The organism is Candidatus Methylomirabilota bacterium (genome assembly GCA_035936835.1).
Classification (GTDB): domain Bacteria; phylum Methylomirabilota; class Methylomirabilia; order Rokubacteriales; family CSP1-6; genus AR37.
This window is the reverse complement of the sequence record DASYVT010000209.1, coordinates 1-12,905: the sequence shown is the minus strand read 5'-3', so window position 1 is coordinate 12,905 and position 12,905 is coordinate 1. Positions and strand designations below refer to the sequence as shown.

8 protein-coding genes are annotated in these 12,905 nt (G+C 67.7%); 7 read left to right on the top strand and 1 reads right to left on the bottom strand.

The window, feature by feature from the left end; translation table 11 throughout:
• Positions 1-2: 2 nt before the first annotated feature.
• Positions 3-2,327, bottom strand: a complete 2,325-nt coding sequence (locus VGV06_18895) for a vitamin B12-dependent ribonucleotide reductase (GenBank protein HEV2057212.1) — start codon at positions 2,325-2,327, stop codon at positions 3-5.
• A gap of 120 nt (positions 2,328-2,447) precedes the next feature.
• On the opposite strand from VGV06_18895, the gene VGV06_18890 reads away from it, so the two are divergent.
• From VGV06_18890 to VGV06_18860, 7 genes are read left to right on the top strand one after another with little or no spacing between them, the layout of a single operon-like run.
• The gene (locus VGV06_18890) at positions 2,448-3,752 is read left to right on the top strand and encodes an efflux RND transporter periplasmic adaptor subunit (protein ID HEV2057211.1); all 1,305 of its coding nucleotides are present in this window, start codon (positions 2,448-2,450) and stop codon (positions 3,750-3,752) included.
• A 3-nt stretch (positions 3,753-3,755) separates the two neighbouring features.
• Entirely contained in the window at positions 3,756-6,932 is a 3,177-nt protein-coding gene (locus VGV06_18885) for an efflux RND transporter permease subunit (protein HEV2057210.1), read from the top strand.
• The gene (locus VGV06_18880; GenBank protein HEV2057209.1) at positions 6,929-8,563 is read left to right on the top strand and encodes a TolC family protein; all 1,635 of its coding nucleotides are present in this window, start codon (positions 6,929-6,931) and stop codon (positions 8,561-8,563) included. The genes VGV06_18885 and VGV06_18880 overlap by 4 nt, the downstream gene beginning before the upstream one ends.
• 59 nt (positions 8,564-8,622) lie before the next feature.
• A complete protein-coding gene (locus VGV06_18875; GenBank protein ID HEV2057208.1) occupies positions 8,623-10,263 on the top strand; it encodes an efflux RND transporter periplasmic adaptor subunit in 1,641 nt (546 codons plus the stop codon).
• A 7-nt stretch (positions 10,264-10,270) separates the two neighbouring features.
• Entirely contained in the window at positions 10,271-11,017 is a 747-nt protein-coding gene (locus VGV06_18870) for an ABC transporter ATP-binding protein (protein HEV2057207.1), read from the top strand.
• On the top strand, positions 11,014-12,246 hold the full coding sequence (locus tag VGV06_18865; protein HEV2057206.1) for an ABC transporter permease: 1,233 nt from the start codon (positions 11,014-11,016) through the stop codon (positions 12,244-12,246). Before VGV06_18870 ends, VGV06_18865 begins: the two co-directional genes overlap by 4 nt.
• A complete protein-coding gene (locus VGV06_18860; protein HEV2057205.1) occupies positions 12,243-12,629 on the top strand; it encodes an FxLYD domain-containing protein in 387 nt (128 codons plus the stop codon). The genes VGV06_18865 and VGV06_18860 overlap by 4 nt, the downstream gene beginning before the upstream one ends.
• Positions 12,630-12,905: the final 276 nt, after the last annotated feature.

The window sequence follows — 12,905 nt, the reverse complement described above, 5'->3', positions numbered from 1 at the left end:
CTCTAACATTCGTTGAAGCCGCAGGACAGACACTTCTTGCAGCCTTCTTCGTACACCAAGGTCGCCTGCCCGCACTCCTTGCAGAGGTCCCCCACCCGGCGCTGTCCCGCCGGCGCCGCCGCGTCCACTTCCGGCTCCTGGCGGCGCCCGAGCCCGATGTGCTCGCCCAGCGTTCGCGCGAGCGCATCCGGCAGGGACAGGATCTTGGCGGCGCCGAACCCGGTGGGCTGGCCGCCGCCGATCCGCGAGAGCTGGCTGACGACCTCCTCGAGGCGCCGCTGGGCCGAGAGCGGCGACGGCAGCCGGAGCACCAGCGAGATCAGCCGGCCGAGCGCCTCGGCCACGGCCATGGTATCCGAGCCGGCCTTGCCAACCTGGACGAACACTTCGAAGGGATCGCCGCCCGGCGTCTCGTTCACCGTGATGAAGGCCGTGCCGATCGGAGTCTCCATGCGGTGCGTGGCGCCCGACAAGCTGTGAGGCCGCGGCTTGACAACCTGGTCGCCCAGCTGGTCGCCCAGCCGGTCGCCCAGGCGGTCGCCGAGCGCGCCGGCGGCGCCCTGAAGCGCCGCGGCCTCGCTGCCGACCCCCACGTTAAGCACTTGTCCGCCCCCCTTACACCCGTCGCGGAAAACCGTGATGCCCAGGCAACCTTCCCGCCAGGCGAGGAGGTACGCCTCCGCGACGTCGCTTTGGGTCGCCTCGGCAGGCAGGTTGATGGTCTTCGACACGCCGTTGTCGGTGTGCTTCTGGAAGGCTGCCTGGTGGCGCACGTGCCAGCTCCAATGGATCTCGTGCGCCGTTTTGAACACCGCGCGCGCCTCCTCGGGCACGCCCGGGATGCCGTGGAGCGAGCCGCGACGGGCGACCTCGCTCATGAGCGCGTCCGAGTGGAAGCCGCGCTCCCGCCCCAGCCGCTCGAAGCTCTGGCTCACGAACGGCAGCACGCGCTCGCCGTCAACGCCCTTGACCCGGTGCTCGAACGCCAGCGCGAAGACCGGCTCGATACCGGACGAGCAGCCGGCGATCATGGAGATCGTGCCGGTCGGCGCGATCGTTGTCACCGTCGAGTTCCTGAGCGGCCGGCCATCGCGGTAGATCGACCGGGAGCAGTTCGGAAACGGCCCCCGCTCCTCGGCAAACCGCGACGACTGGTCGTGCCCCTTGTCCTCGACGAAGGCCATGAGCCGCCCCGCCAGGTCGAGGGCCTCCTGGCTGTCGTAGGGAATCTCGAGCGCGAAGAGGAGATCGGCCCACCCCATGATGCCGAGGCCGATGCGCCGGTTGGCCTTGACCGTGGCGTCGATCTCCGGGAGCGGATAGGGGTTGACCTCGATGACGTCGTCGAGAAAGCGCACCGCGAGACGAACGACACGCTCCATCTCTTCCCAATCGACTGCCCAGCGTCCGTCCCGCTGGCGCGCGAATTGGGCGACATTGAGCGAGCCCAGGTTGCACGCCTCGTTCGGCAAAAGAGGCTGCTCGCCACATGGATTAGTTGCCTCGATCTGCCCCGCCTCCGGCGTGGGGTTCGCCGGGCTCGCGTTGATACGGTCGATGAAGACGAGCCCCGGGTCACCCGTCCGCCACGCGGCGCGGACGATGCGGTCGAAGACCTCGCGCGCCGAGAGCCTCCCGACGCAGAGCCCAGTCCGTGGGTTGACGAGGTCGTAGTCCCCGCCCGCCTCGAGCGCCGCCATGAACGCGTCGGTGATCGCGACCGAGATGTTGAAGTTCGTGATGCCGCCGTCGAGCTTGCACTCGATGAATTCGAGGATGTCCGGGTGGTCCACCCTCAGCACGCCCATGTTGGCGCCGCGCCGGGTGCCGCCCTGCTTCACCGCCTCGGTGGCCGCGTTGAAGACGCGCAGGAAGGAGACGGGGCCCGAAGCCCGGCCGCCCGTGGAGCGGACGATGTCGTTCTTGGGCCTGAGGCGTGAGAACGCGAACCCGGTCCCGCCTCCAGACTGATGAATGATCGCGGCGGCCTTGACCGAATCGAAGATCTCGCCCATGGAGTCGCCGATCGGGAGCACGTAGCAAGCGGAGTACTGGAGCTGGTTGTCCCTGCCGGCGTTCATGAGCGTCGGCGAGTTGGGCAGGAACTGCCCCTCGACCATCATGTCGTAGAAGGCGGCGGCGACCTCTCCGACGGCGGCCTCGCTGCGGCCGAATCGCTCCTCCGCCCGCGCGATGGCGGCCGCCACCCGCCAACACATCTCCTCCGGCGTCTCGGCCGCCTGCCCGTCATGGCGGACGAGATAGCGCTCCCGGAGGACGCGCAGAGCGGGCTCCGACCACCGGCCGGACTTTGACGGTCGGGTCATGACTGCCATAGACGCCAGCTTAACACAGGAGAATCACAAGCTTGACTCTTTGCCTCCCATCCATAGAATAGGGGCAGCCACAGGCCCAATGACCCTGTCCCCTCCGGCTTCCGCGAGCTGATGGACCTCCTGAGACGCTATCGCGTCGGGGTCGTCCTGCTCATACTCCTCGCTGGTCTCGGCGGCGCCGTCTGGTACTGGACCCGCGCTCGGACAGCCAGCGCCGTCACTCGCAACCGGCCGGACCCCGTCGTCGGAGTCGTCGCCCCCCAGCGACGGGACATCGAGGTCAAACTCTCCTTCACGGCGGACATCCTCGCGGCCAAGCAGGCGGCGATCTTCTCCAAGGTGTCGGGCTACATCCGGAAGATCCATGTGGAGAGGGGCGACTTCGTCAAGGAAGGCCAGCTCCTGGTCGAGATCGACGACCAGGAGCTCCGGGCCTCGGCTGAGCAGGCGCGGGCGGCGCTCCTGGCCTCCCAGGCGGGTCTCGAGGTCGCCCGCTCCACCGCCGAGGGGCAGAAGGCGAACCTCGAGAACCAGCGCGCGATGTTGGCACGCGCGCGCGCCGTCGCCGCAAACGACGCCCGCCAGGCCGACAGGATGCGGACGCTCTTCGAGAAGGGCATGGTCTCCGCGGTGGACTGGGACAATGCCCGCACCAACGGCGACTCCTCGCGCGCCTCGACGGACGCAGCGGAGGCGCAGCTGCGCCTTGCGGAGGTACAGATCATCACCCAGGAGAGCCAGGTGCGTCTGGCGCAGGCGCAGGTCGAGACGTTTCGTGCGGCGCTCTCCCTCGCCCAGACGAATCTCGGCAACACGCGGCTCTCCGCACCCTTCGCCGGATACATCGCCCAGCGCAACCTCGACCCCGGCGCGGCCGTGAGCGCGCAGTCCTCGGGCACGACAAATACCTCGGTCGGCATCCTGCTCGTCCAGGACATCTCGAGCGTGAAGGTCCAGATTGAGGTGCCCGAGCGTGACATCGCCCGCGTCAAGGTCGGCGCGGACGTGCGCGTGACGGCAGACCCGTACAAGGGCGAGGTCTTCGCCGGCTCCATCGCGCGCGTCGTCCACAACCTCGACCCTCGCTCGCGCACCATGGGGGTCGAGGTGGAGATCCCGAATCCCGGCACCAAGCTCAACCCCGGCATGTTCGCGCGCGTCGAGGCCGTGGTCGATACGCGCAAGGGCGTGTTGACGGTGCCCATGGAGGCGCTGCGCGTGGGCGACGGCACGCCGTCGGTCATGGTTGTCCGGAACAACGTCGTTGAGCCCGTGGCGGTCGAGCTCGGCGCCGCCGACGCGCGGGGCGTCGAGGTCGTCAGGGGGCTGGCGGCCGGGGATCAGGTCATCCTCCAGGGCAAGGACTTGGTGCGCAAGGGCCAGAAGGTCCGCGGCGTGCCGGCGACGGGTCAATAGCCCATGTGGCTAACCCTCGCGGCCATGCGGAACGCCATCGCCGTGCTTATGGCGTCCTTGGCCATCGTGCTTCTCGGCGCGACGTCCCTCAACCGGATGCCCATCGATCTCTTCCCCAACATCAATTTCCCCCGGATCCAGATCGGCACGGTCTACAAGGGCGCCAGCGCCCAAGACATCGAGCGCAGCGTCACCTACCCGCTCGAGAAAGCGGTCTCAGCCGTCGCCAACGTCAAGTACGTCGAATCGCGCTCGCGCCAGGGCTTCTCGCTCGTGATCGTGCAGTTCGTGTGGGGCGCCGACATCGACGCGGCCTTGACCGAGGTGGTCCAGCGGATCAATCAGATCATCAACACGCTGCCGCCCGGGGTCCAGCAACCCTTCATCGTCAAGTCGGACCTCTCGAACATACCGGTCTGCATCGTCACCGTCTCGGGCGGAGGCCTCGACGAGCGGGCCCTGTACGACCTGGCCTACAACACGATCGAACCCCAGTTCGAGCGCCTGCCGGGCGTAGCCTCGGCAAACGTGGACGGCGGCAAGATCCGCCAGATCACCATCAACCTCGATCGCGACCGGCTCTACTCGAAGGGGCTCTCGGTCAATGAGGTCACGAGGGCCGTCAACGACGCCAACTTCCTCCTGCCCTCGGGCGACGTCAAGGTCGGCAGCTTCGACTACAACGTCTTCACCAACAACCAGTTCTCCGTGGTCGAGCCCATGGAGGACATCATCGTCCGGCGGACGGGGACGACGCCGATCCGCCTTCGCGATGTGGGGCGGATCGAGGACTCGGCCGAGACGCAGGTGTCCATCGTGCGCGTCAACGGCGAGCGCTCGGTGTACCTGCGGATCAACAAGCAGCCGGGAGCCAATACGGTCGAGGTCGTGGACGCCGTCAAGGCGACCCTGCCCAAGCTCTTCGGGGTTCCCCCGGGCGTCAACGTCAACCTGAGCCTCGACCAGTCGATGTATATCCGACAGTCCATCGAAAGCCTCTGGCACGAGGCGACCGTCGGGTCCATCCTGGCCTTCCTCGTCATCCTGGTCTTTCTACGCTCCTTCGTCTCGACCATCATCATCTCGATCGCCATCCCGCTGTCGCTCCTGCTGACCATGGTCGCGATGTACTTCCTCGGCCAGACACTCAACATCTTCACGCTCGGCGGCTTGGCGCTCGCCGTCGGCCGGCTCGTGGACGACTCCATCGTCGAGCTCGAGAACATCAATCGCCACCTCGACATACCGGGGACACCCCGTCGCAAGGCCGTGCTCGACGCCGCGCGCGAGGTTGCGATGCCGATCTTCGTCTCCACGATCACGACCATCGTCGTCTTCCTGCCCACGGTCTTCCTGGAGGGCCAGGCGCGGCTCCTCTTCATCCCGCTGACCTTCACCATCTCCTTCTCGCTCTTCGCCTCCTTCCTCGTGTCGCGGACGGTCACCCCCCTCCTCTGTCTGCAGTGGCTCCGAAGCGAGCACGAGATGGTGGAGCATCGGGGCCTCAGGGGGCGGCTCGACACGGTCTTCGCGTGGAGCGGAAAGATTCTCGACCGGCTCGACGCCTTCTATCAGCGCAGCCTCGAATGGAGCCTCGACCATCGCCCGGCCCTGATCGGGGCCATCTTGGCCATGCTCGCCTCGAGCCTCATCCTGCTGCCGTTCGTCGGCACCGAGTTCTTTCCGCCCTCGGACGAAAGCCAGTTCCTGATCCGGCTCAGGGCGCCGGTCGGGACACGGGTCGAAGAGACCGAACGCATCGTCCAGAGGATGGAGCAGATCATCCGCTCGACGGCCAAGCCGGGAGAGATCAAGACCGTCGTCGCATCGATCGGCGTGCCTGGCGGGCGCTCGGGGCTCTTCTCCCAGAACACCGGCCCCCACGCCGCCCAGCTCCAGATCTATCTGAACGACCCGGATAAAAGGAAGCGAAAAGACACGCAAATCTTCGCCGAGATCGGCCCCAAACTCGCGGGGCAATTCCCCGGTACGACCTACACCGTCCAGTTCGGCGGCATAGTCAGTCGCGTCATTAACTCTGGCGCGCAGCAGCCCATAGAGATCGAGCAGCTGGGTTATGACCTAAGGGATGCGAGAGACACCGCCCGCCAGGTCGTCAGGACCATCCAGGAGGTGCCGGGAGTGACCTTCCCCTTCATCAGCCGGGAGGAGAACTATCCCCAGTTCGACATCGTGGTGGACAGGGAAAAGGCGGCCATGGCCGGGCTCAGCCAGCGCGACATAGCCCAGGCCGCGCTGATCTCGCTCAACAGCAACGTCAGCCTGAACCCGTCTATTTTCACCGATCCCCGGACGGGCAACCAATACAATGTGGTCGTGCAGCTTGACGAGCCGTTCCGCTCCACACCGGAGGATCTCTCCCGCCTCTTCGTCATGGGCGACGGGGGCCGGCCGGTCCTATTGGGCGCCGTGGCCGAGATCAAGCAGGGCGTCGGCCCCGTCATGATCGAGCGCAAGTACCAGCAGCGGCTCATCACGGTCGGCGCCCAACCCGGCGCGGATCGCGACCTCGGCTCAATCGCCCAGGACATCGAGGAGAAGCTCAAGGCCATGCCCGTGCCGCCGGGTTTCTCCTTCCAGCTGGGCGGCCAGATCCAACAGCAGCGCGAGGCCTTCGGCAGCCTCAAGTTCACGTCGGTACTCGCGATCATCCTCGTCTACATGGTCATGGCGTCCCAGTTCCGCTCGCTGCTCGACCCCTTCATCATCATGTTCTCGGTGCCCCTCGGGATGATCGGCGTCATCTGGGCGCTGTTCCTCACGCGCACCACGCTCAACGTCACGTCGTTCATGGGCATCATCATGATGGTTGGCATCGTGGTGTCGAACGGCGTGCTCCTGGTCGAGTACATGAACGAGCTTAGGCGCCACGGCCTCGGGCTCCGCGAGGCCGTCATCCGGGGCGGCAGGACACGACTCCGCCCCATCCTCATGACGAGCCTGACTACCTTGGTTGGCCTGCTCCCCTTGGCGCTCGGCATCGGAACCGGTAGCGAAGCCAATGCCCCGCTCGCGCGCGCCGTCATTGGCGGCCTCGCCGTCTCGACGGTCTTGACCCTGCTCCTGATCCCGACGCTCTACGTCATGCTCGAGGAGCGCTTCCCGCGTCGCATAGAGGACGCCGAAGCGAGCCAGGCGCTTCGGGGAAAGACCGCATGAGAGCCACAGCTCTCGGGTTGCTCACGGCGCTCGGCCTCCTGGGCATCGTCTGGCTTGCGCCTCCGGCTGATGCCCAGGCCCCGACGGCGCCCGGCCAACAGGAGACGTCGCCCCTGCCCGGCGGTACGCCGCCGGTCTCTGGGACTCCGCCCCTGCCCGCGAAGCCCCCGTTGCCACCCGTGCCCGGCACAGAGCCCGGCACGCCACCCGCGGTACCGGCGGCGACGCCAGGACGGCCTCCTTCCCTCATCCTGACAGCGCCCACGGGCGCCGACGCGCCGGCGCCGGGCACCGGCGCCGTGCCTGGGCTCACGCCGACTACGTTGCAGCAGCTGCCGCGCGAGTTCCTCCCGGCCCCCGATGGCATCCGCCCCTTCCCGAGACCGACGGAGACGCAGCAGGTCCTCACGATGGAGGACGCCGTCAAGATCGCGCTGGACAACCAGCCGCTCATCCTCGCGCGGATCGGCGACTACCAGGCGCAGCTGCAGAACATCGCCATCGCGCTGGCGCCGCAGCTGCCGCAGCTGTCCGGACAGTGGAACGGGTTCTGGAACCAGATCCCATCCTCGATCCAGAGCCCGGCGGGCCAGAGCGCACCGCTATCGAACATCCGCAGCGTGACAGTCCAGAGCCGCTTCCTCTCGACCACCGCCACGGTCACGGCCCAGCAGCTGCTGTGGGACTTCGGCAAGACCCTGGCCGCGACGGACGCCGCGCGCGCCGGGGCCAAGTCGTCCGCGGAGAACGTCGAGATCCAGAAGCAGGAAACGGTCAGGCTCGTGAAGGAGGGCTACTACGGCCTCGCGCTCAGCAACCGGCTCGTGCAGGTCAGTCAGGCGCAGCTCGACCGCGCCCTCGTGAACCTCCGGAGCGCGAAGGGCTTCTTCGAGGTGGGGACGCAGCCGAAGTCCTCCGTCACCCGCGCCGAGGTGGACGTTGCCACCGCCCAGCTGAGCCTCATCCAGGCCGTCAACAACGTGAACATCTTCCGCCTCACGGTCAACCAGCTCATGGGCATCCCGATCAACACGCCCACCGAGATCCTGGACAACCTGACCTACGAGCACGTGGAGTTCGAGACCAAAAACCTCCTCAATGAGGCCTTCGCGCGCCGTCCCGAGTACCGGCAGATCAAGGCGCAGTACGAGCAGGCTGACTACACTGTCAAGCAGCAGTTCCGCAACTTCTTCCCGAACGTCGTCGCCCAGGGCACCTACGGCGCCGCCCGCACCGACATGAACGAGACCTACAGCTACGGGCTGCAGCTCAACTGGTCTATCTTCGACGGCGGCGGGAAGATCGCGCTCTACAAGCAGGCCCAGGCCCAGCGAGACGCCGCCCAGGCGCGCGTGCGCGACACGGAGCTCACGATCTGGCAGCAGGTCGAGCGCGCCTACGTCACCGTCCAGCAGGCCGAGGAGGCCATCGGCGCCGCCGAGAAGGGCGTGGAGTCGGCCGATGAGAACTTCCGGCTGAGCCAGGGGCGCTTCGACGCGGGCGTGGCCAACATCATCGAGCTGACGGACGCCCAGCTCGCCCTGACCAACGCTCAAGCCACGGTGGCGCAGGCCCTCGCCGCCTACCGCATCTCGATCGCCCAGCTCGAGCGCTTCATGGGCCGGCGCTAGGGTCCTCCCGGCGGTCCCGGCGCTAGGAATAAAGCGCCCCGCGCGGTAGTCTCATGACTATGAGCCGTCGCTGGTGGATCCTCGGCGTGTTCCTCGTGCTGGCCGCGGCGGGCAGCGGGGCGTGGTTTTACGCCCAAGGCCGGGGCAGCACCCCCAAATTCCGCACGGCGAAGACCGAACGCGGCCCCCTCACGGCCACGGTGTCGGCGACCGGCACCCTCAATGCCGTCGTCACCGTTCAGGTCGGCTCCCAGGTCTCGGGCCAGATCAAGGAGCTCTTCGCCGACTTCAATTCCCAGGTCAAGCGCAACCAGCTGGTCGCCCGCATCGACCCCGAGATCTTCCAGGCCAGGGTCGCCCAGGCCAAGGCCCAGCTGGAGGCCGCCAAGGCAACCGTGCTCAACCAGCGGGCGGCCGTCGAGAAGGCCAGGGCCGATGTCGCCAACGCACAGGCGGCCTTGGCGGTGGCCAGGGCGCAGACCGCCAAGGCCCAGGTGGCGGTGCTCGACAGCCGCCGCGACCTCGGCCGCAAGCGCGACCTGAAACAGAAGGGCTTCATCGCTCAGGCCGACGAGGATGCGGCCCAGGCGGCCTATGACTCCGCCGTCGCCCAGGCGGATTCGACCAAGGCCCAGGAGGATGCACAGGCCTCCATGATTCGCTCGGCTGAAGCCCAGCTGCGCGTGGTCGAGGCCATGCTCCAGACGGCCGCGGCCAATGTAGTTCAGCAGGAGGCGGCCCTCAAGCAGTCCCAGGTCGATCTCGACCACACCGAGATCAGGGCGCCCGTCGATGGCGTAGTGGTCTCCCGGACCGTGGACGTCGGGCAGACGGTCGCGGCGAGCCTCCAGGCTCCGACACTTTTCACCATCGCCCAGGACCTGACCGACATGGAGGTGGACACCAACGTGGACGAGGCCGACGTCGGGCGCATCCGCGTGGGGCTCCGCGCCACTTTCACCGTGGATGCATTCCGCGGCCAGACGTTCTCGGGCGAGGTCATGCAGGTGCGCAAGGCGCCCCAGACCGTCCAGAACGTCGTCACTTACAACGTCGTGGTCTCGGCGCGAAATCCGGACGGCAGACTCCTCCCCGGCATGACGGCCAATGTCCGCCTCGTCGTGGACCAGAAGGGGAACATCCTGAAGGTGCCAAACGCGGCCCTCCGGTACCGGCCTCCAGGTGAGGCGGCCGAGACTCCGCCCGCCGCGGGCGCCGGGGCTTCCGGGGGACAGGGCACGCCGCCTTCCATCGAGCAGATCCGGGACCGGCTCGTGAAATCCCTCGGCCTCACTCCCGAGCAGCAGAAGAAGCTCGAGCCCATCCTCCAGGAGGGCCGCGACAAGTTCCGGACCCTGATGATGCGCAACCCGACCGAGGGAGAGCGCCGCATCGAGGGCCAGAAGATCCGGGAGTCGAGCCGCGAGCAGATTCGCGCCATCCTGACGCCGGACCAGCGCGGCAAGTACGACCAGCAGGTGGCAGAGCAGACCGGCGGCCGTGCAGGAGCAGGTAGTTCAGGGCGCGTCTGGATCCTTGGCCCCGACGGCAAGCCCGCGGCCGTCACGGTCCAGCTCGGCATTTCCGACGGCAACTTCACCGAGATCGTCGGCGGCGAGCTCAAGGACGGCCAGGAGGTCATCACCGGCACAGGCGACCGGCCGGGCGCGGCACGGCCGGCCAGCGGCCCGCGGCTCTAATACGCTCATGGGCCACACGATCATCGAGACGCGTGAGCTGACGAAGGACTACCGGCTGGGCGGCCAGGCCGTCCACGCGCTCCGCCACGTTTCGGTCAAGATCCACGCGGGCGAGTTCGTGGCCGTCATGGGACCGTCCGGCTCCGGCAAGTCGACCTTCATGAATCTGCTCGGGTGCCTCGACAAGCCCACCAGCGGGCGCTACGTCCTCGACGGCGTCGACGTCTCCGAGCAGACGGACGACGCGCTGGCCGCCATCCGCAACGGGAAAGTCGGCTTCGTCTTCCAGACCTTCAACCTGCTGCCGCGCACGAACGCGCTCGAGAACGTGGAGCTGCCGCTCCTCTACTCCCGCCTGCCGGCCGCCGAGCGGCGGGCCCGCGCCGAGGCCAAGCTCGCCGCCGTGGGATTGGCCGACCGCGCCGACCACCACCCCTCGCAGCTGTCGGGCGGCCAGCAGCAGCGCGTCGCCATCGCCCGCGCCCTGATCAACGACCCCGTGCTGATCCTGGCCGACGAGCCGACGGGCAACCTCGACACGCGCACCAGCGTGGAAGTCATGGCGCTCCTCCAGGATCTGAACCGGCAGGGCATCACGGTCGTTCTCGTGACCCACGAGGCGGACATCGCGAACTTCGCCTCGCGGACCCTGGCCTTCCGCGACGGCCGGGTCGTCAAGGACGAGGCGGTCGCAATGCCGAAGGAGGCGCGGCGGCTGCTGGCGGCGCTCCCACCCGAGGAGGACGACCCGTGAACGTAATCGCCAGCTCCCGCATCGCCGTCCGCGCGCTGCGCGTGAACAAACTCCGCAGCACGCTGACCATGCTCGGCATCATCATCGGCGTCGGCGCCGTGATCGCCATGGTCGCCGTCGGAACGGGCGCGCAGGCGCGCGTCGCCGAGCAGCTCCAGGCTCTCGGCGCGAACATGATCTTCGTCTTTCCGGGCGCCACAACCTCCGGGGGCTTGCGCTTCGGCGTCGGCAGCTCGATCACGCTAACCGAGGACGACGCCTGGGCCGTCCAGCGTGACGTCCAGGGGGTACAGGTCGCCGCGCCGAGCGTGCGCGGTACCGGCCAGCTCGTCTGGGGCAACCTCAACTGGTCCACCATCATCCAGGGGGTGACGCCTGAGTATTTCGAGGCGCGTGACTGGCCCGCCGCTTCGGGACGCGTCTTCGGACAGGAGGACGTGGACGGCGCCGCCAAGGTCGCCATCCTCGGCGGGACCGTGGCCGAGAACCTCTTCGGCGACACGGATCCGATCGGACAGGTTATCCGCGTCAAGAAGCTCTTGTGCACGGTGGTCGGCGTCCTCGACCGCAAGGGCCAGAACACCTTCGGTCAGGACCAGGACGACGTGATCATCATTCCCCTGACGACCGCCAAACGGAAGGTGCTCGGCGTGACCCAGGCCAATGCCCGCTCGATCAACGCCATCTCCATCAAGGTAGCCGACAACGAAGACCTCAAAGAGGTCCAGCAGTCCATCCGCGAGCTGGTGCGCCAGCGGCATCGCCTCCAGCCGGGCCAGGAGGACGACTTCGGCATTCGGAGCGCGGCCGAGATGGTCCAGACCAAGGACGAGCAGGCGCAGCTCATGACCAAGCTCCTGATGTCCATCGCCTCGGTCTCGCTCCTGGTCGGCGGCATCGGCATCATGAACATCATGCTCGTCTCGGTGACCGAGCGGACGCGGGAGATCGGCCTCCGCATGGCGGTGGGCGCGCGGGGGCGCGATATCTTAACCCAGTTCCTCGTCGAGGCGCTGACCGTCGCCCTGATCGGGGGAAGTATCGGCATCGTGGCGGGGCTCGGCGCCTCGTACGCCCTGGCCTACTTCGGCGACTGGCGCACGGTGATCAGCCCGCCGGCCATCCTTCTGGCCTTCACGTTCTCCGGGCTCATCGGCATCTTCTTCGGCTTCTACCCCGCCCGAAAGGCCGCGGGGCTTAATCCGATCGACGCCCTGAGATACGAATGATCGCGCGCCTCCTGGCGGTCGTCCTCCTGGCGGCGCTCTGTGCGGCGCCCGCCTTCGCGCAGACCTACACGTTCACGCCTCAGTCCTCGAAGGACCTGACCCTGACCTTCCAGACTGAACGGGAGGGCGGCTCCCGCGTGCTGATCCTGGGCGAAGTGCGCAACGGCTCGACCCAGGCGTGCGAGCGCGTGATCGTCAAGGCCGAGGGACTCGACGAGAACGGCCGCGTGATCAGCCGCGGTCGGGCCTACGTGCCGGGCACCATCAGGGCGAGGGCGACGGCGCCATTCGAGATCAGGCTATCGTCGTCGGGGTCGGAGCGGCGCTACCGCGTGGAGATCGAAACCTTCGAGTTCGTGACGCCCCGCCCCGAGGGCCAGTAGCCGCGGGATGGTGTCTCCCCGCGAGCGGAGCGCCCGGTACTGCCACCAGCTGCCGCCCACCGCGCCCGGGCTCCCCTGCCAGAGCGCGAAGTCCATGGCGAGGGATTCGAGCGTGGGATAATCGGGGCGTGAAGCGGAAAGCTCCCCGCCGCCAGCCCCCGACACCCCATGCGTACCAGCTGCCCGCGTCGAGCATCCTAGTCATAGAGGAGCGCTTCGCGCCCATCGTCGCGGCGGTCGCCCGCGTGGCTCGCGGCGGCGATCCCCCGGCGGTCA

Coding starts and splice junctions, on each gene's coding strand:
- VGV06_18895 (HEV2057212.1), bottom strand. CDS start 2,327: ATGACCCGACCGTCAAAGTCCGGCCGGTGGTCGGAGCCCGCTCTGCGC.
- VGV06_18890 (HEV2057211.1), top strand. CDS start 2,448: ATGGACCTCCTGAGACGCTATCGCGTCGGGGTCGTCCTGCTCATACTC.
- VGV06_18885 (HEV2057210.1), top strand. CDS start 3,756: ATGTGGCTAACCCTCGCGGCCATGCGGAACGCCATCGCCGTGCTTATG.
- VGV06_18880 (HEV2057209.1), top strand. CDS start 6,929: ATGAGAGCCACAGCTCTCGGGTTGCTCACGGCGCTCGGCCTCCTGGGC.
- VGV06_18875 (HEV2057208.1), top strand. CDS start 8,623: ATGAGCCGTCGCTGGTGGATCCTCGGCGTGTTCCTCGTGCTGGCCGCG.
- VGV06_18870 (HEV2057207.1), top strand. CDS start 10,271: ATGGGCCACACGATCATCGAGACGCGTGAGCTGACGAAGGACTACCGG.
- VGV06_18860 (HEV2057205.1), top strand. CDS start 12,243: ATGATCGCGCGCCTCCTGGCGGTCGTCCTCCTGGCGGCGCTCTGTGCG.